General features: G+C 68.6%; 15 protein-coding genes. 8 read left to right on the top strand and 7 right to left on the bottom strand.

The features are described 5' to 3' along the window. Positions 1-36 precede the first annotated feature (36 nt). Positions 37-765, top strand: a complete 729-nt coding sequence (gene cobM, locus CFB45_RS09605) for a precorrin-4 C(11)-methyltransferase (RefSeq protein WP_089425423.1) — start codon at positions 37-39, stop codon at positions 763-765. Positions 766-978: 213 nt separating this feature from the next. On the opposite strand, the gene CFB45_RS09610 is transcribed toward cobM, so the two are convergent. Further along, the gene (locus tag CFB45_RS09610) at positions 979-2,157 is read right to left on the bottom strand and encodes an MFS transporter (RefSeq protein ID WP_089425424.1); all 1,179 of its coding nucleotides are present in this window, start codon (positions 2,155-2,157) and stop codon (positions 979-981) included. A 131-nt stretch (positions 2,158-2,288) separates the two neighbouring features. Between CFB45_RS09610 and CFB45_RS09615 the strand changes: the two genes are divergently transcribed. Next, a complete protein-coding gene (locus tag CFB45_RS09615; protein ID WP_089425425.1) occupies positions 2,289-2,804 on the top strand; it encodes a MarR family winged helix-turn-helix transcriptional regulator in 516 nt (171 codons plus the stop codon). Positions 2,805-3,021: 217 nt separating this feature from the next. Here the strand turns inward: CFB45_RS09615 and CFB45_RS09620 are convergent, their stop codons facing one another. Both CFB45_RS09620 and CFB45_RS09625 read right to left on the bottom strand, forming a co-directional pair. After that, a complete protein-coding gene (locus CFB45_RS09620; protein ID WP_089425426.1) occupies positions 3,022-3,729 on the bottom strand; it encodes a pirin family protein in 708 nt (235 codons plus the stop codon). An 80-nt stretch (positions 3,730-3,809) separates the two neighbouring features. After that, complete coding sequence (locus CFB45_RS09625; protein ID WP_089425427.1) at positions 3,810-4,574, bottom strand: SDR family NAD(P)-dependent oxidoreductase; 765 nt, start codon at positions 4,572-4,574, stop codon at positions 3,810-3,812. Between the two features lie 139 nt (positions 4,575-4,713). Here CFB45_RS09625 and CFB45_RS09630 point away from each other — a divergent pair, with 139 nt between their 5' ends. Then, entirely contained in the window at positions 4,714-5,631 is a 918-nt protein-coding gene (locus CFB45_RS09630) for a LysR family transcriptional regulator (protein ID WP_089425428.1), read from the top strand. 163 nt (positions 5,632-5,794) lie between these two features. On the opposite strand, the gene CFB45_RS09635 is transcribed toward CFB45_RS09630, so the two are convergent. From CFB45_RS09635 to CFB45_RS09650, 4 genes are all read right to left on the bottom strand, one after another. Further along, positions 5,795-7,155, bottom strand: a protein-coding gene (locus tag CFB45_RS09635; protein ID WP_089425429.1) for an IS3-like element ISBam1 family transposase whose coding sequence is annotated in 2 segments (ribosomal slippage) — positions 5,795-6,696 and positions 6,696-7,155 — 1,362 coding nt in all. Because the reading frame shifts where the segments join, the coding sequence is not laid out codon by codon here. Between the two features lie 106 nt (positions 7,156-7,261). Beyond that, positions 7,262-7,966, bottom strand: a complete 705-nt coding sequence (locus tag CFB45_RS09640; RefSeq protein ID WP_089425430.1) for a glutathione binding-like protein — start codon at positions 7,964-7,966, stop codon at positions 7,262-7,264. Between the two features lie 182 nt (positions 7,967-8,148). Next, positions 8,149-9,273, bottom strand: coding sequence for a porin (locus tag CFB45_RS09645; protein ID WP_089425431.1), 1,125 nt, complete (start codon positions 9,271-9,273; stop codon positions 8,149-8,151). A 223-nt stretch (positions 9,274-9,496) separates the two neighbouring features. Next, positions 9,497-12,199, bottom strand: a complete 2,703-nt coding sequence (locus CFB45_RS09650; RefSeq protein WP_089425432.1) for a LuxR C-terminal-related transcriptional regulator — start codon at positions 12,197-12,199, stop codon at positions 9,497-9,499. Between the two features lie 243 nt (positions 12,200-12,442). Here CFB45_RS09650 and CFB45_RS09655 point away from each other — a divergent pair, with 243 nt between their 5' ends. From CFB45_RS09655 to CFB45_RS09675, 5 genes are all read left to right on the top strand, one after another. Continuing rightward, the gene (locus CFB45_RS09655; RefSeq protein ID WP_089425433.1) at positions 12,443-13,405 is read left to right on the top strand and encodes a universal stress protein; all 963 of its coding nucleotides are present in this window, start codon (positions 12,443-12,445) and stop codon (positions 13,403-13,405) included. Positions 13,406-13,423: 18 nt separating this feature from the next. Continuing rightward, positions 13,424-14,404 carry a quinone oxidoreductase family protein gene (locus tag CFB45_RS09660; protein WP_089425434.1) on the top strand — a complete coding sequence of 327 codons (981 nt, stop codon included), beginning with the start codon at positions 13,424-13,426 and terminating at the stop codon, positions 14,402-14,404. 10 nt (positions 14,405-14,414) lie between these two features. Next, on the top strand, positions 14,415-15,263 hold the full coding sequence (locus CFB45_RS09665; RefSeq protein WP_089425435.1) for a TauD/TfdA dioxygenase family protein: 849 nt from the start codon (positions 14,415-14,417) through the stop codon (positions 15,261-15,263). Positions 15,264-15,383: 120 nt separating this feature from the next. Further along, positions 15,384-16,439 carry a 3-keto-5-aminohexanoate cleavage protein gene (locus CFB45_RS09670; RefSeq protein ID WP_089425436.1) on the top strand — a complete coding sequence of 352 codons (1,056 nt, stop codon included), beginning with the start codon at positions 15,384-15,386 and terminating at the stop codon, positions 16,437-16,439. Positions 16,440-16,599: 160 nt separating this feature from the next. Continuing rightward, positions 16,600-17,928, top strand: coding sequence for an MFS transporter (locus tag CFB45_RS09675; protein WP_089425437.1), 1,329 nt, complete (start codon positions 16,600-16,602; stop codon positions 17,926-17,928). The last annotated feature ends 5 nt before the right edge of the window (positions 17,929-17,933 follow it).

The following is a 17,933-nucleotide window of genomic DNA, read 5'->3' on the forward strand; positions in this document are numbered from 1 at the left end:
CGGCCGGTCACCCCATGAATTGACGGAGATTTTTCGATGACGGTGTATTTCATCGGCGCGGGCCCCGGCGACCCGGAGCTGATCACGGTGAAGGGCCAGCGCCTCGTGCGCACGTGCCCGGTGATCCTGTATGCGGGTTCGCTCGTGCCGGCGGCCGTGCTCGACGGCCATCGCGCGGAGCAGGTCGTCAATACCGCCGAACTCGACCTCGACGCCATCGTCGCGTTGCTCGCCGACGCGCATGCGAAAGGGCAGGACGTCGCGCGCGTGCATTCGGGTGACCCGTCGCTGTACGGTGCGATCGGCGAGCAGATTCGCCGCTTGAAAGCGCTCGGGATTCCGTATGAAATCGTACCCGGCGTCACGGCCACGGCCGCGTGCGCGGCAACGCTCGGCGTCGAGCTGACGCTGCCCGGTGTCGCGCAGACGGTGATCCTCACGCGCTTCGCGGGCAAGACGACGATGCCGGAAGGCGAAGCGCTCGGCGCGCTCGCCGCGCACCGCGCGACGCTCGCGATCCATCTCGGCGTGCGCCATCTCGCCCGTATCGTCGACGAAGTACTGCCGCACTACGGCGCCGATTGCCCGGTCGCGGTGATCTATCGCGCGAGCTGGCCGGATGAAGAACGCGTGACCGGCACGCTCGCCGACATCGTCGGCCAGGTGCAGGGCACGCAGATCGAGCGCACCGCGCTGATCCTGATCGGGCGCGTGCTGGACGCCGAAGGGTTCGCGGATTCGACGCTGTACGCGAGCGCGGGCTGATCACGCGCGGGCCGGCCCGGGTTCGGTGCGGCGCTCACGCAGGGGCGCGCCGCGCGGATCGTGATCGCGCCGCCGGCGAAGCAGATCGGCGACGCCGATTCGCCGAGGATCAGGATCGACGCGGCGATGCCGACGACAGGGATCAGGTTGAGCAGTTGAGCACGACCACAGCCCTGTCCGATCGCGGCGGGGCAACATTGCGCGGGACACGCGCTACGCACGCGCGGCGTGCAGCACCCGCTTCGGCGCAAACCCCGCCGCCAGCGCGAACAGCGCGACACACAGGCAGGCCATCGCGATCCATGCGGGCGTCAGATCCGCGAGGTGTTGGCGCACGATGCCCGCCGCGAACGGAAACAGCCCGGCGATCAGGTAGCCGATGCCCTGCACGAACCCCGTCAGCGACGCGGCATCGGCCGGCGTCGCCGCATGGTCGACGGTGACGATCAGCGACAGCGGAAACAGCGCGCCGATCCCCGCGCCCATCAGCAGCGCGGCCGGCAACGCCAGCGCCTCGGGTGCGGCCAGCATCACCAGCAAGCCGACGAACAGCGACGCGATCGCCGCATGCAGCGCGGGCCGGCGATCGGGCAGGCGGTCGATCGTCGCCGAGATCGTCAGCCCCGCGACGACTTCCGCGAGCGTCACGCCGCCGAGCAGGCTGCCGGCCGCCGTCGGCGACCAGCCGAGCCGCATGTAATACGGCGGCAGCCACGCGAGCACGAGCGTGTACGCGCCCGTCGCGATGCCGAAGAACAGCGCGAGTCGCCACGCGCGCGGCGAGCGCGACGGTTGCGCGTTCGACGCCGACGTCGGCCCGGCGGCGAGCGCGTCGCCGCCGCGACTGGCCAGCGGCCACGCCAGCGCGGCCACCCCGGCCGGCAGCGCCCAGCCCGCGAGCGCGGGGAGCCAGCCCCACTGGGCCGCGGCGAACGGCGCGACGACGCTCGCGAGCACGGCGCCGCCCATGATCGACGTCGAGTAGACGCCCATCGCACCGCCGATCCGCGTCGCGAAATGCGCCTTCACGAAGCCGGGCAGCAGCGCCTGCACCATCGCGATCCCGACGCCCGCGCAGCAGGCGCTCGCGAGCAGCAGCCACGCATGCTGCGCGCCGATGCGCGACACGCAGGCGAGCCCGATCAACGCGACGCCGAGCCAGACGCCGCCCGCGATGCCGGTCAGGCGCTGCAGGCGCCGCGCACTCAGTGCGCCGAGGCCCATCAGCAGGATCGGGATCGTCGTCAGCAGGCTCGCCGCGCCGTCACTGATGCCGGTCGCGCGCTGGATCATGTCGAGCAACGGGCCAACCGCGGCGAGCGCCGGCCGCAGGTTCAGCCCGACCAGGACGATGGCGGCAAGCCGCCATCCGGGGGAAGTGAAGCGATTCATTGCAAGGCCCTCGATATCGGTGCGCGGCGCCCTCCGGTGAGGTGCCGCGCTTTTCATGTAAAGTATCTCGACATCAAGATAAATGCTGATTTATCTCGACGTCAAGATAACTAGTGAGCCGAGGAGGGTTAATGGATCGAGCCGCGCATGCGCTCGCGCAATGGCGCGCCGAGCGTCCGGATCTCGACGCGTCGTCGATGGTGGTGATGGGGCGCCTGCAGGAGGCGGCGCTCGTGATCGCGCGCGACCGTCTCAATCCGCTGTTCGCGCGCTACGGGATGCAGCCGGGTGAGTTCGACGTGCTGGCCACGCTGCGGCGCGGCGGAGCGCCGTTCGCGCTGACGCCGACGGCGCTGTACGACGCGCTGATGATGTCGTCGGGCGGGATGACCGCGCGCATCGACCGGTTGCAGAAGGCCGGGTGGGTGGAGCGCCGGCCGAACCCGGCCGACGGGCGCGGCACGCTCGTCGCACTGACGGAGACCGGCCGCGCGCTGATCGATGAGGCAGTCGTCGCGCACATCGACAACCAGCGGGAGTTGCTGGCCGTATTGTCGGATGCGGAGCAGGCGCAGTTGTCTGAACTGCTGGGGAAGTTGCTGGCGGGGTTGGGAGAGGGGGCGTCGAAAGGGGCGGAGGGGAAGTAGCACCGCAGCATGCGTGAGGCGAACGCACGAGGCGGGCAAAAAAATCGTCATGATTTACGTGGACGCCGCTTGCCGCCCGGTGGCGGACACCCCGTCACGCGGATCCACGTCTGCCCCTCACCGCAAAACGGCCCATAAAGCGACCCAACCGAGCTTTTCGTACGACGCATAACCATTGAAGCATGTCGTTGCGGTCGAGCCCGAAGGTACGGCTCCCTTACCGCAAAAGCTCGACCATCACGACATCGGTGTCGTCTCGTGCCACCAACGTGAGCCGCGCTTCGTCGCGAACGGCAACCCCGTCGCGCGGCGCGAGCCGGACTTCGCCGACATCGAGCCGGCCATGATCTGCAACCAGATACGCCACGCCTGACCCCGGCAACACGTGCTGCACCGTCGTGCCCTGGCGTAACGTCGCGATGCGCACGCGCGCGTCGGCGTGGATGGGCAGCGCACCCGCGCACACGTCATCGGGATCGCCGCTCGCCAGCGTGACGAAGCGGCCTTCGCGACATTCGCGCGAACAGGTTCGCGTCGCCGAACGCGGCGTGCCGCCGGGCGTGCGCGGATGCAGCCAGATCCGGAACAGCCGCGCAGCGACGTTCTCCTCGTTGCGCTCGGCAAGGTGGATAGCGGCGCCGGCATGCATCACCTGCATGGAATCGGCGACCAGCCGCGTGCGATTGCCCGCGTCGTCTTCGAACGTGATCGCGCCCGAGCGCACCCAGGTCACGATCTCGACGTTCCGGTGAGCGTCTAGGCCAAAGGCGGCATGCGGTGCGATCGCTTCGTCATCCCAAGCGTAGAGCGCGCCGAGCGAACCGTGATCGGGGCGTCCGCAGGCGCCGACGCGGAAATGCATCCGCGTGTCGCGCCAGTCGCTGCGGGTCGCGCCAAGCAACTGAAACGATCGATGTTCGATCATGAGGGGTCCGGGTTCAAATGCGCGTATGCGCCGGGCGCGGGCTCGATCATCGACGATCGCATCCGCGCCCGGCGCAATGCTTAAATCTGCTGCTGGCCGCCATCGACGAACAGCTCGACGCCGTTCACGAAGCTCGCGTCGTCCGACGCGAGGAACAGCGCGGCACTCGCGATCTCGCCCGGTTCGCCGAGGCGCCCCATCGGGATCTGGGCCGCCAGGTAATCGGCGAGACCCTGGCGCTGGGCGGCGTCGTCACCGGCGAGGTCGAGCAGGCCGGGCGTGCGGGTCGCCCCCGGGCTGATCGTGTTCACGCGGACGCGGCGGTCCTTCAGGTCGAGAATCCAGCTGCGTGCGAAGGCGCGCACCGCTGCCTTCGACGCCGAATACACGCTGAAGGCAGCGGTGCCGGCACTGCCGGCGGTCGAGCCGGTGAGAATCACCGATGCGCCTTCGGCGAGCAGCGGCAGCGCTTTTTGCACCGTGAACAACACGCCCTTCACGTTGCGATCGAAGGTGTCGTCGTAGTGTTCTTCGGTGATGTCGCCGAGCGGCAGCATCGAACCGCCGCCGGCGTTCGCGAACAGCACGTCGAGGCGCCCCTGTTCTTCCTTGATCTGCGCGTACAACGCGTCGAGTTCATCGAGCTTCGTGGAGTCGACGCGGACGCCGGTCGCGTTCCCGCCCGCGGCCTGGATCCCGTTCACGGCGGCATCGAGTTCGGCCTGACGGCGACCGGTGAGATAGACGTGCGCGCCTTCTGCCGCGAAACGTTGGGCGGTGGCCAGGCCGATGCCGCTGGTTGCGCCGGTCACGAGGGCGATCTTGCTGTCGAGTTTGCGTGCCATTTTGCTTCTCCTTGCGTTCGATAAGTGGGACTGCGTTCGGTGTTGTGTGCTGCGATGTGAGGAGAATATCGACGCCCCGATCATTTCGAAATAGAATTGATTGCAACCTAACGTTGCATAAATGAAAAGATGAGGGGCGATGGCCAAGCTGCCGGATTTCGAAGGGCTCGCGATGTTCGCGAAGGTCGCCGAGGAAGGATCGTTCGCGGCGGCGGCGCGTGCGATGGGGGTGTCCGTCGCGACGGTCTCGCGGGGCGTCGCCCGTCTGGAAGACCGGCTGGGTGCGCGGCTCTTCAATCGCACGTCGCGACAGCTCGCGCTGACCGAGTTCGGCCGGACCATTTGCGAGACGGCCGGCGAGATCTATCGTCGGGCCGAGGAGGCGGAAAACGCCGCGCGCGAAATGTCGTCGCAGCCGCGTGGATTGGTGCGGCTCGCCGTGCCGATGTCGTTCGGGCTGCGCTGGGTTGCGCCACTGTTACCCGGCTTCTTTCGCACGTATCCCGAGGTGTCGATCGACTTGCATCTTTCCGATGCGTCGGTCGATCTGGTCGCCGACGGTTTTGACGCCGCGCTGCGCATCGCCGCGCTGCCGGATTCGTCGCTGGTCGCGCGCCGGCTGTGCGCGGTTACCCAGTTCGTCGTGGCGTCGCCCGCGTATCTGAAGCGGGAAGGACGGCCCGCCCATCCGCGCGAATTGGTGGATCGGCCGTGCCTTTCCTATGCGTATCGCGCACGCGGCGATGTGTGGCGGTTCACGAACGACGCGGGTGAGGAGGAACCGGTCATGCCGACCGGACCGCTGCGCGTGACGAATGCCGATGCGTTGCTGCCCACGCTGCTCGATGGCCTCGCGATTGCAGAGCTGCCCGAATTCATCGCCGGCGAATATTTGGCCAATGGCCGCCTCGAAGCGCTCCTGACCGACTGGTCGTTGACGAAGGGCGGCCTTTACTTCGTCACGCCGTCCGCGCGCGCCCGTCCGGCCAAGGTGGCGGCGCTGTCCGATTACTTTGCGGAACACCTGTCCGATCCGTCGTGGCGGTGGCCCACGTGACGCGCTGGCGTGACTGGCACCGCTACCTCGGCAACTCGGACGTTCGCCGCCGCGCCGAACAACGACATTCTTCACGGCGCTCCCGGAAAATTCGCGAAGACCTTCAAATAAAAAACCCGCCGCGCAATGAACTGACCCCGTAAAGTTGGACGGGTTATGACGGCTAGGGCTGAGAGGGCTGAGTTCTGTATTGCACGGGACTCAGCCCTTTTAGTTTCAGTTTGATGCGGTCGTGATTGTAGTAGTGGATGTAGCTTGCCAAGCCGGTTTGCAGTTCGTCCAGGTTGCGGAACCGATTCAGATGGAAGAACTCGGATTTCAGCGTGCCGAAGAAGCTCTCCATGGCGGCGTTGTCCAGGCAATTCCCTTTACGCGACATGCTTTGCGTGAGCGCTCGTTGCTGCAGTAGGCGGCGATACGCAGGCATCTGGTACTGCCAGCCCTGATCCGAATGCAAGAGAGGCCGCTCGTGTGACTTCAAGCGCGCCAATGCCTTGCGAAGCATTGCGCTGACCATCTCGAACGCCGGGCGCCTCGCGGTTTCATAAGCAATGATCTCGCCGTTGTACAGATCGAGCACTGGTGACAGGTACAGCTTCTGGCCGCCCACGTTGAATTCCGTGACATCCGTTACCCACTTCTCGTTCGGACGCTTTGCGTAGAACCGACGCTGTAAAACATGAGGTGCAACACGTCCGACGCTACCTTTGTAGGAGCGGTATTTCTTCGGGCGCACACAAGACTTCAGCCGCAACTCACCCATCAGACGCGCCACAGTCTTGTGGTTAATCACCTGTCCCAGATTACGTAGAGCGAGCGTGATGCGTCGATAGCCGTAGCGGCCCTTGTGCCGTTCGAACAGCGAGCAGATTCTTGCCCTTGTATCGGCATACTTGTCGGCTGCTCCGAGCAATTTCTGATGATAGTAGAACGTGCTGCGCGCCAAGCCGGCAACCTTCAACAAGCCCGCAAGCGGATATTGCTGCCTTAGCTCGAGCACGATTTGCGCTTTTTGCGTTGCGCTGATCGCTGCTGCGCTTGAGCCAAGGCTTCGAGCTTTTTTAAGTACGCGTTCTCCATGCGCAGGAAGTTCAACTCGTCGAGTAGTTCCTGTCGGGAGCGCGTATCGTCCTCGGGTAGCGGCGGTGGCGTGAGCGGTGGCTTGGGCATCTTCCTGGGGCGCCCCCGCTGGCGCGGCGACAGTGCGTCTATACCGCCTTCATCATACTGGCGTTTCCACTGGCCGATGGCCGTACGGTTCCTAATGTTGAAGCGTGCAGCCGTCTCACGCGCTGACAACCCTTCGCTACGCATTTGCTGCAGTACAAGCAACTTGAACTCTGCGCTGTAGCGCTCGCACTTCTTCTTCAAGCCCGCCGGACCATGTATGCGATGGGCCGCCACCCACTTGCGGATCGTCGCCTCATCGACGCCGTGGCGCTTGGACATCTCACGGAACCCAGCGTGGCCGGACTCGTACTCCTCTGCAATGGATACCTTGAACTGCTCCGTGTACTTGCTCATGAAAAACACCCCAAAGGTTGGATCGATGTCCAACTTTTGGGGTGCAGTTCACAATGCGGCGGGTTTTTCAGATCGCGGCCCGCGCAACGTGCGCCCGCGTAGCCTCTTAGCCCCGTGCCGGAATATTCAGCCCACGCTCGACAGCCGGACGCGCAACGAACGCGTCGAGCACCCGCTTGACGTTCCGGAATTCGCTGAAGCCCACGAGATCACCCGCTTCGTAGAAGCCAACGAGGTTCCGCACCCACGGGAAGATCGCGATGTCGGCGATCGTGTAGGTATCGCCCATCACCCACTGGCGATTCGCGAGATGCGCGTCGAGCACGCCGAGCAGGCGCTTGGACTCATCGACGTAGCGGTCGCGCGGACGCTTGTCCTCGAAGTCGCGGCCGGCGAACTTGTGGAAGAACCCGACCTGGCCGAACATCGGCCCGATGCCGCCCATCTGGAACATCACCCACTGGATCGTCTCGTAGCGGCCCGCGAGATCCTTCGGGATCAACTGGCCCGTCTTGTCCGCGAGATAGATCAGGATCGCGCCCGATTCGAACAGCGGCAGCGGCTTGCCGTCCGGGCCGTTCGGATCGATGATCGCCGGGATCTTGTTGTTCGGGTTCAGCGACAGGAACGCGGGCGACAGCTGGTCGTTCGTGTCGAAGCGCACGAGGTGCGGCTCGTACGGCAGGCCGGTTTCCTCGAGCATGATCGACACCTTGACGCCGTTCGGCGTCGGCAGCGAGTAGAGCTGGAGACGGTCGGGATGCTGGGCCGGCCACTTTTGCGTGATCGGGAAGGCGGACAGGTCGGACATGGAGGGTCGCTCGTCGAAGTGAAGGATCCGCGCCCCGTTCCTGCCGCCGCACGCGCCACGGTCGATGGCGAGACGGCACGGCGGAGCGCGCCGAAAACGCCCACTGTAGCCGATCCCGCGGATCGATGCAGGCGGTGGCCACGCGCGACCGCCGCGGCATCGTCAGGCGCCGCCGGCAACCGTCAGAAGGTGTGCCGCAGCCCGATCATCGCGGCCGTCGTGCCGACGCCCGGCGCAACCGGCTGCCCGTACACGAGCATCTGGTCCATCGTGCCGCGGTTGTTCACGTGGCCGACCTGCGCATAGACCATCGTCCGCTTCGACAGGCTGTAGTCGGCCGCGAGCACGACCGCCGTCGACTTGTTCGTCGAGACGTTGCGATCCTTCAGGTAATACACCGCGGACGTCACCTGCAGCGCGGGCGTGAAGCGATAGCCGATGCCGGCCGACAGCATGTCGAGGTTCACCTTGTCCGCATGCGACGGATTCCTGCCGTTGCCGTACGACGCCGACACCGAGAAACCGTGGATCGTGTACTTCGCGCCGACGTAGATGAAACGGTTGTTGTCGACGCCGGTCGGCGCGACGCCCGGCACCGGGCTCGTGTCGTGGCCGTTGTAGTAGGCGGCCGAAGCGTTCAGCCCGTCGTTCGCATACCTGAGCACGACCGACTCGCGCGTGCCGCCCTGGAACTGCCCGGCCACGCCACCCGGCGCGTATTCGAGCGCGATCGACGCACCCGCGAAGGTCGGCGACTGGTAGACGAGCGCATTGCTGTCGTACAGCGCGCCGATCGCTGCGTTGGTGCTCGTCCCCGACCAGCCGGCTGCCGTGTTCAGGCCGAGCCACGCGATCAGCACGCTGCCGAAGAACTGCGCGTTGCGCACGTCGGTGTCGGCCATCGCGTAGATCATCGGCACGATCTGGCGGCCGGCCGTGAACGTGCCGAACGGGCCCGACACGCCGAGCGACGCGACCTGGTTGAAGATCGCGACGGCGCCCGGCGTGTCGCTCAACTGCAGCTTGCCGCTGCCGCTGTCGAACGAGCCCTGCAGCTTGAAGTTGACCTTGTAGCCGCCGCCGATGTCCTCGCTGCCCTTGATGCCCCAGAAGCTCGAGTAGATGCCGCCGTCCTTCATGCGAAACACCTTGCCGGTATTCGGCGCGGTCGGGCTGAACGACGCCGCCGACGTGCTCTGGTACAGCAGGCCCGAGTCGATCACGCCGTAGAGCGTGACGGAGGATTGGGCATGCGCGAGCGCCGAACAGCCGGCAAGCGCCGCGAGCGCGGCCAGTTTCGTCTTCATCGAAGTCTCCAGGGTCGTATTGGACCGGACGGGGTCGAGCCCGTCCGGGTGAAGCAGGGAGGCTAGCGGGAGGGTGTGACAGGCGACGCCCGCCTGAGCCGTGCGGAAAGACTACGCAACGGCGGGCGGCCGCTCCCCCCCATGCGCGGGGGGCAGGGTTGCGGAGAATCGAAGGAAAGCGGGCGCGACGATGCGCCCGACTGGCGAAACCGGCGTTACGACGTCAGGGCGCGCTTTCGAGCAGGCCGAGCACCAGCGCGCGGCGCACCGCATGCTTGCGCGAACTGGCGTCGAGCTTGCCGAACAGGTTCTTCAGGTGCCACTTCACGGTTTCCTCGCCAACGGCCAGCGCCACCGCGATCTCCTTGTTCGACAGGTTGCGCGCAAGCAGCTCGAGAATCGCGCGCTCCTTGGGCGTCAGCACGACGCTCGGCACCGCGCGCGGGCTGGCCGCGACGCGCGGGGCCGGCGGCACGATGCGTGGCTGCGGCAGCGCGTGCCGCGCGGGGCCGGCGCCGGCGACCGCTTCGTCGCCGGCACGGCGCGCCCAGTCGGCGATGGCCGGATGCGCGTCGGCGAGCGTGCGCGTCAGCCCGAACAGGTCGGCCAGGTTCATCGCTTCGTCGAGCAACGCACGGCCGCCGCCGCACGACTGTTCGCGCGCGAACGCGCTGAGCGCCATGATCTCGATGCGCGCCTGCCCCATGCTCATTTCGCGGGCCAGCACGGCGGCTTCGTCGAGCGCTGCGCTTGCGTCGTCCCAGCGGCGCGCGGCCAGCGCGGCACCCGCGTGCGCGGTGGCCTGAAGCAGCACGACGGGGCGCCGCCACAACGGCCCGTGCGACGGAAACTCGGCCGCGGCGATTGCATCGATCCGCTCGACGAGCGCGTGGCAGGTCGCCTCGCGATAACGCGCCGCATGAATGCGCACCTGTTCGGCGAGGCTCGCGACCGACAGGCGCGGCAGGCGGCGCGCGACACCCATCGCGTCGAGCGCTTCGAGCAGGTCGATCGCGCGGTGCTCGACGCCGCGCAGCAGCGCGATGCGCGCGGCGGTGCGATAGCCGAGCAGCACGGTGTCAGGCGTGCCCGCATGTTCGAGCACATCGAGGCGGTTCGCGAGCAGCGCGGCGGCCTGGTCGACACGGTCGGCCTCGTACGCGAGCGCCGCGCACATCGCCGCGAGCATGCAGGTGAGCGGATGGCGGCGCCCGAGATCGGCTTCCGCACGCGCCAGCGCCGGAGACAGCGCGTCGTCGGCCAGCCGCACCTGGCCCTCGCGCAGGTAGCTCAGGCCCGTGATCAGCTCGCCCCAGCGTGCGACGTAGCCGAACCCGGCCGCCGTCTCGCCGCGCGGCGCCGCGTGCTGGAAGCGGCGCGCCTGCGCCGGTTCGCCGACGATGATCGCGCGCGCCGACAGCCGGTTCGCGTGCATTTGCGCGAGCCACGTCGCCGCCGGCGGCGTGAAGTCGGCCCACGGCTCGAACAGCTCGACGAAGCGGTCGATTTCGTCGGCGTAATACGCGGCCGCGCTGAGGATCAGCGCGCATTCGTAGCGCATCGCCGCGGGCGTGCCGGAGTCCGCGAGGATGCCCGCGATCTGGCGTTGCGCCTCGACATGGCGCTCGCCGAGCGCCAGCGCCCAGGCCACCGCGACACGCAGCGTCGGGCGCTTGTCGAGCTCCGCGTCGGGCAGCAGCGCGAGCCAGTCGAGCACGTCGTTGATGCGGCCCTGCTTGATCGCATCCTCGAGGCAGCGCTGCGCGAGCGCGTACGCGACCTCGAACTGGCCGGCCGCATACGCGTGGCGCGCGGCTTCCTCGGTCATCCCGTGCGCGTCGAGCCAGGCAGCCGCCCGTGCATGCAGCGCGCTGCGCTCGGTGTCCGGGCCCGCGGCCAGGCGGTCGCGCAGCGTGTCGCGCACGAGCGGATGCAGCCGGCACCAGTCCGAATCGTCCGACGCAATGAACAGCGGCGTGTCGCGTGCGAGTCGGGCGAGACGGTCGGGTGCGCCTGCGTCGTCGAGCAACGCGGCGCACAGCGACGGATGCAGGCGATCGGCGACGCTCGTGCGCGTCAGGAACACAGTGTCGTCGGCCGACAGGTTCGCGAGCAGCAGCTCGACGAGCCGGTCGCGCGTGCCGTCCACGCGGGCGGCGAGTGCGTCGACCGCCTGGCGCGGATCGGCCGAGCGCGCCATCGCGGCCATCGCGAGCTGCAGGCCGAGCGGCCAGCCGTCGACGCGTTCGAACAGCCGCGCGCACGCGTCGGCGTCGACCCGCTGCGCAAAGCGCCCGCCGACCAGCGCGATCGTCTCGTCGAGCGTGAAGCGCAGCCAGTCCGGGCCCGCGAGCGTGCACTGCCCGCCGGCGAGCAGGTCGCCGGCCACGTGATCGAGCCCGCGCCGCGCGGCAACCACGACATGCAGGTTTTGCGGCGCGTTGTGCAGCACGTAGGTCAGCGCATCGAGGCCGGTGGGCGGCAACCGCTCCGCATCGTCGACGATCAGCAGCGCATCGATCGACAGTTGCGCGACCTCGGCCAGCCACGCCGTCACGCCTTCCAGCGCGCGCGCCGCGTCGGCCGTGCCGACCGGGATCAGGCGCCCGAAGCCGGGCCGCGCGCAACCGGTCCGCACCGCCTGCACGAGCCCTTGCAGCAAGCGCGCCGCATCGTCGCGCTCGTCGGCCGACAGCCATACGACCGCACGGCCGAGCGCGAGGGTTTCGCGGCGCCATTGCGCGAGCAGCGACGTCTTGCCGTAACCGGCCGGCGCCTGCACCAGCGTGACCGGCCGGCCGTCGAAAGCGGGTGCGGCAAGGCTCAGCCGCGCGCGGGCCAGCAACTGCGCCGGCACGCGCGGCGCGGTCGTCTTCAGGACCAGTTCGGTGGGAGGCGCGTCGGCGCGATCGGGTGGGTGAGCCATCGGGGCAGCAGTCGGAATCCGGCGGTGCCGTGGGGGCCAGCGTCCGGGGTGGGTGTGGGGGGAAGGATCGGCCGAACCGCGTTCGCGCGTCAATCCCCCCCGCGACGAGTGGGGCCGCGCCGGCACGGCGTCGATAGCATGGGTTCCGATGCAAGACGAACACCACGAGGAGCCCACCCATGAAGATCGTATCGACCGGCACGCGGCGCAGCGCGGCGCTCGCCGGATAAGCGGAGCGGCACGATGTACCGCCATCTGCTCGTGACGGTCGACGGCTCGCCCGGCGGCATCGACGCGATCGGCCATGCGCTCGAACTGGCGCGTGCGGTCGGCGCCCGGGTCACGTTCATGCTGACCGGCGCCGCGCCGGACTCGCGTTTATCCGGAGCGCGGCTGCCGGAGCACGGTGCGAAAGTGGAAGCCGCCGCGCGGGCACAGGGGTTGTCTCATGCGATCGCGGGGGCCGGCCATCCGGGGGCCGGCCATCCGGGGGCCGGCCATCCGGGGGCCGGCGACGCAGCGCCCGGTGCGCTGGCGGCCGAACTCGGCTGCGACCTGATCGGCGTCGCGGCGCTGCCGCACGATGCCGATGCGGCGGCCTGCGCGCAACGGCAGCACCTGCTCGCGATGAGCGGCGTGCCGGTGCTCGTGTGCACGTCGCGGCGCACGCCTGCCGAGGCGCGCGTGATGGCGCGTTGCCTCGATGCGCATCGTGCGGTCGAAGGGTGGCTGCATGCGTTGATGACGACCGGCGTACCCGCAAACGTGGACGCGCCGCAGCGGCAAGCGGCCGATATGCAGGAGGCGCTGGCATCGCTCGCCGCCTTGCAGCACGCCCGGGTCGGCACGGCCGCCGAAGCGCGCCTGTTCGCGGCATTGCGCATCCGTGCGGAGTGCGTCGCGGCCGAACTGGACGAACTCGACCGCCAGCGGCAGCGCGACGCGCAAGCCCTCGATGCGCTCATGCGGATCGCCGCGGAAGGGCTGCCGTCGGCCGCGTTCGACACGGCGCTCGCCCGCTATGCGCACGGCGCGTTCGAGCAGATGGGACGGATGGAAGGCGTGATTTTCCCGGCCGCGCGGCGCTATCTCGGCGACGCGGACTGGGCAGAGCTAGATGAATCGCTGGCGGACGGCGCAGCCGCGACGCCGCCACGCGCAAACGAACCGAACGAACCCGACGATGCGCGGCGCGCATCCGACTGACACCCTACGGAGAACACCATGGCACATGCAGTGCGATTCCACGAAACCGGCGGCCCCGAGGTCCTGCGCTGGGAGGAAGTCGACGTCGGCGACCCGGGCCCCGGCCAGGTCCGCCTGCGCCACGACGCGGTCGGCCTGAATTTCGCCGACACGTACTTCCGCAGCGGCCTGTATCCGGTGCCGCTGCCTGCCGGCCTCGGCGTCGAGGCGGCCGGCGTGGTCGAAGCGGTCGGCCCCGGCGTGACGAACGTCGCCGTCGGCGACCGCGTGACCTACACGGGCTTCCTGAACACGCTCGGCGCGTACAGCACCGAACGGCTGATTCCCGCCGCGCCGCTCGTGCGGCTGCCGGCCGGCATCACGTGCGAAACGGCCGCGGCGATGACGATGCGCGGCCTGACGTCGGCCTACCTGCTGCGCCGCATCCATGCGTTCGCACCGGGCGACACGATCCTGCTGCACGCGGCCGCCGGCGGCGTCGGGCTGATTGTGTCGCAATGGGCGAAGCTGCTCGGGCTCAAGGTGATCGGCACCGTCTCCAGCGAGCACAAGGCCGAAATCGCCCGCGCACACGGTTGCGATCACACGATCGACTACAGCCGCGAGGACGTCGCGAAGCGCGTGCGCGAGCTGACGGACGGTGCGGGCGTCGACGTCGTGTTCGACAGCGTCGGCAAGGACACCTTCGAAGGCTCACTCGATTCGCTGAAGCGGCGCGGGCTGATGGTGTGCGTCGGCACCGCGTCGGGCCCGATCCCGCCGTTCGATCCGCAGCGCCTCGCGATGAAAGGCTCGCTATACCTGACGCGCCCGGCGCTGGCCGACTACATCGCCGATCCGGCCGAGAAGAACGACCTGGCCGGCGAACTGTTCGCGCACGTCGCGGCCGGCCGGATCCGGATCGAGATCAACCAGCGCTACGCGCTGCAGGACGCCGCGCAGGCGCATCGCGATCTCGAATCGCGCAAGACGACCGGTTCGTCGGTGTTCATGGTCTGAGGAGACGCGCATGCGAGTCGAACCCCTGACCTGCGCGATCGGCGCGGAACTGCTGGATGTGAGCCTCGCCGACGCCGTGCACGACGACGGCCTGTTCGCCGAGATCCGCGTGCAGCTGCTTCGCCATCGCGTGCTGTTCCTGCGCGACCAGGACATCACGCGCGCCGAGCATGTCGCGTTCGCGCGGCGCTTCGGCGAGCTCGAGGATCATCCGGTGGCCGGCAGCGATCCCGAGCATCCGGGGCTCGTGCGGATCTACAAGTCGCCCGACCAGCCGAACGACCGCTACGAGAATGCGTGGCACAGCGATGCGAGCTGGCGCGTGGCGCCGCCGTTCGGCTGCGTACTGCGCTGCATCGACGGTCCGCCGGTTGGCGGCGACACGATGTGGGCGAACATGGTGCTCGCCTACGAGCGCCTGCCTGAACACGTGAAGCAGCAGATCGACGACTTGCGCGCGCGCCACAGCATCGAGGCGAGCTTCGGCGCGGCGATGCCGATCGACAAGCGCCTCGCGCTGAAGGCGCAGTACCCGGACGCCGAGCATCCGGTCGTGCGCACGCATCCTGAAACCGGCGAGAAAGTGCTGTACGTGAATGCGTTCACCACGCATTTCACCAACTTCCACACGCCGGCGCGCGTGCGGGTCGGGCAGGACGCGAATCCCGGCGCCGGCCAGTTGCTGCAATACCTGGTCAGCCAGGCGTACATCCCCGAGTACCAGGTGCGCTGGCGCTGGAAGAGGCACAGCGTCGCGATCTGGGACAACCGCAGCACCCAGCACTACGCGGTGATGGACTACCCGCCGTGCGTGCGCCAGATGGAGCGCGCGGGCATCGTCGGCGACGTGCCGTTCTGAGCCCGCCAACACCGTAGCCCATCTCTGAAACCCCATGCAACGCGCCGGGCCCGCCGCCCGGCGCGGCGGGATACGCACGCCCGTACGCCCGCAATACAACGATTTCCACTGGAGGACGACATGCAATTTCTCGACGATTCGCTGCACCCGGAAAACCAGGACAAGGTGGTCATCACGGTCGCGCCGTACGGCCCCGAATGGATGCCGGCCGATTTTCCGGAAGACATTCCGGTGACGATGGACGAGCACGTGCAGAAGGCCGTCGACTGCTACAACGCGGGCGCGACGGTGCTGCACCTGCACGTGCGCGAACTCGACGGCAAGGGCAGCAAGCGCCTGTCGAAGTTCAACGAACTGCTCGGCCGGCTGCGCGAGGCGGTGCCCGACATGATCCTGCAGGTGGGCGGCTCGATCTCGTTCGCGCCGGAAGGCGAGGGCGCCGACGCGAAATGGCTGTCCGACGACACGCGCCACATGCTTGCCGAATTGACGCCGAAGCCCGACCAGGTGACGGTCGCGATCAACACCGTGCAGATGAACATCACCGAGCTGATGAACCGCCAGGACATCGCCGGCACGTCGTTGAACGAAGCCGCGTACTGGGACGCGTACCGCGAGATGACCGTGCCGGCCGGCCCCGGCTGGGTCGACGAGCACCTGCGCCGCCTGCAGGCGGCCGGCATCCAGCCGCATTTCCAGCTCACCGGCATGCACGCGCTGGAAACGCTCGAACGGATCATCCGCCGCGGCGTCTATCGCGGCCCGCTGAACGTCACGTGGGTCGGCATCGGCGGCGGCTTCGACGGCCCGAATCCGTACAACTTCATGGAATTCGTGCGGCGCTGCCCGGACGGCGCGTGCATCACGCTCGAATCGCTGATGAAGAACGTCCTGCCGATCAACACGGTCGCGATGGCGCTGGGCCTGCATCCGCGCTGCGGGATCGAGGACACGATCATCGACCAGAAGGGCAACCGGATGACGTCGGTGCAGCAGGTCGAGCAGTGCGCACGGATCGCGCGCGAACTCGGCCGCGACATCGCCACCGGCAAGGAGGCGAAGGCGATCTACCGGATCGGCGTGCAGTACGACGGCATCGACGAAACGCTGGCGCACCTCGGGATGGCGCCGAACCGCCGCTCCGGCCAGGTGAACGTGCCGCTGCGGGCCGCCTGACGCGCCGCGCATCCGGGCAGGCGGTCGTCACGGCCGCCGCCCGCCGATCGTTGTGGCGTGGCACCACCCCTGCGCAGCGCGCGGGAGCGGACTCCGGTCAACGGAGCGGTGCCACGCAAGCCGCGCCGAAGCACGACCTCCGGCGCCGGAGGAGACACGCATGCTGATCCATCAAGTCGAGCCGTCGATGCAGGACGTCGCCGCCGCCGGCCGGCGCGCGCCCGCGTATGCGTGGCTCGTGTTCGGCCTGACCGTCGGCCTGCTGCTGTCGGACTACATGTCGCGGCAGGTGCTCAATGCCGTATTCCCGCTGCTCAAGCACGCGTGGGCGCTGTCGGACACGCAGCTCGGTTCGCTGTCCGGCGTCGTCGCGCTGCTGGTCGGGTTGCTGACGTTCCCGCTGTCGGTACTCGCCGACCGCTTCGGGCGCGTGCGCAGCATCGTGCTGATGGCCGCGTTGTGGAGCATCGCGACGCTCGGCTGCGCGCTGTCGACGAACTACGCGGAGATGCTCGTCGCACGCGGCCTCGTCGGGCTCGGCGAAGCCGCGTACGGCAGCGTCGGCGTCGCGCTGATCCTCAGCATCTTTCCGGCACGGCTGCGCGCGACCCTGACCGGCGCGTTCATGGCCGGCGGCGCATTCGGCTCCGTGTTCGGGATGGCGCTCGGCGGGCTGGTCGGTGCGCATCTCGGCTGGCGCTGGTCGTTCGGCGTGATGGCCGCGCTCGGCATCGTGCTGCTCGTCGCGTATCGCTGCGTCGTGACCGAACGGCGGCTCGCCGCGTATCGGATCGAACCGTGCCGGCGCGACGCCGGCGTGCCGCGCGACCTGCGCGGCAACGTGCGCGCGCTGATGTCGGGGCTGTTCGCATCGCGTTCGGTGATCTGCGCGTACCTCGGCAGCGGGCTGCACCTGTTCGTGCCGGGCGCGCTGTTCGCGTGGCTGCCGAGCTACCTGAACCGCTACTACGCGATGGCGCCCGACCGCGCGGCGGTGCTCGCGGCCGGCTTCGTGCTGCTCGCGGGCGTCGGGATGGTCGGCTGCGGGATCGTCACCGACCGCGTCGGCAAGACCGACGGCAAGCGCAAGTGGCTGACCGCGATCGCGTATTGCGTCCTCACGGGCGTGTGCCTCGCGATGGCGTTCCGGCTGCCGCCCGGGCCGCTGCAGCTCGCGCTGATCTGCGCGGGGATGCTGGTCGGCGCGGGTGCGTCCGGTGCATCGGGCGCGATGGTCGCGAACCTGACGCCGGCCGCGATCCACGCGTCGGCGTTCGCGACGCTCACGCTCGCCAACAACCTGCTCGGCATGGCGCCGGGCCCGCTGCTGACGGGGTGGGTCGCCGATCGCGCCGGGCTCGTCGGCGCACTGCAATGGATTCCCGTCGTGCCGCTCATGGCCGCCGTGCTGTTCGCCATCGGACGCGCGAGCTATGTGTCCGACCTCGCGCGCGTCGAACGCGAACGGCGCGCGTCCCACCTTTCCTGAACGTT

The sequence above is a fragment of the Burkholderia sp. HI2500 genome, assembly GCF_002223055.1.
GTDB lineage: Bacteria > Pseudomonadota > Gammaproteobacteria > Burkholderiales > Burkholderiaceae > Burkholderia.

What these genes read in the sequence shown, in the direction of transcription:
- CFB45_RS09625 (WP_089425427.1), bottom strand. Translation starts at nt 4,574, where the DNA reads ATGGCACGCAAACTCGACAGCAAGATCGCCCTCGTGACCGGCGCAACC.
- CFB45_RS09670 (WP_089425436.1), top strand. Translation starts at nt 15,384, where the DNA reads ATGCAATTTCTCGACGATTCGCTGCACCCGGAAAACCAGGACAAGGTG.
- CFB45_RS09615 (WP_089425425.1), top strand. Translation starts at nt 2,289, where the DNA reads ATGGATCGAGCCGCGCATGCGCTCGCGCAATGGCGCGCCGAGCGTCCG.
- CFB45_RS09675 (WP_089425437.1), top strand. Translation starts at nt 16,600, where the DNA reads ATGCTGATCCATCAAGTCGAGCCGTCGATGCAGGACGTCGCCGCCGCC.
- CFB45_RS09620 (WP_089425426.1), bottom strand. Translation starts at nt 3,729, where the DNA reads ATGATCGAACATCGATCGTTTCAGTTGCTTGGCGCGACCCGCAGCGAC.
- cobM (WP_089425423.1), top strand. Translation starts at nt 37, where the DNA reads ATGACGGTGTATTTCATCGGCGCGGGCCCCGGCGACCCGGAGCTGATC.
- CFB45_RS09650 (WP_089425432.1), bottom strand. Translation starts at nt 12,199, where the DNA reads ATGGCTCACCCACCCGATCGCGCCGACGCGCCTCCCACCGAACTGGTC.
- CFB45_RS09645 (WP_089425431.1), bottom strand. Translation starts at nt 9,273, where the DNA reads ATGAAGACGAAACTGGCCGCGCTCGCGGCGCTTGCCGGCTGTTCGGCG.
- CFB45_RS09630 (WP_089425428.1), top strand. Translation starts at nt 4,714, where the DNA reads ATGGCCAAGCTGCCGGATTTCGAAGGGCTCGCGATGTTCGCGAAGGTC.
- CFB45_RS09655 (WP_089425433.1), top strand. Translation starts at nt 12,443, where the DNA reads ATGTACCGCCATCTGCTCGTGACGGTCGACGGCTCGCCCGGCGGCATC.
- CFB45_RS09660 (WP_089425434.1), top strand. Translation starts at nt 13,424, where the DNA reads ATGGCACATGCAGTGCGATTCCACGAAACCGGCGGCCCCGAGGTCCTG.
- CFB45_RS09665 (WP_089425435.1), top strand. Translation starts at nt 14,415, where the DNA reads ATGCGAGTCGAACCCCTGACCTGCGCGATCGGCGCGGAACTGCTGGAT.
- CFB45_RS09640 (WP_089425430.1), bottom strand. Translation starts at nt 7,966, where the DNA reads ATGTCCGACCTGTCCGCCTTCCCGATCACGCAAAAGTGGCCGGCCCAG.
- CFB45_RS09610 (WP_089425424.1), bottom strand. Translation starts at nt 2,157, where the DNA reads ATGAATCGCTTCACTTCCCCCGGATGGCGGCTTGCCGCCATCGTCCTG.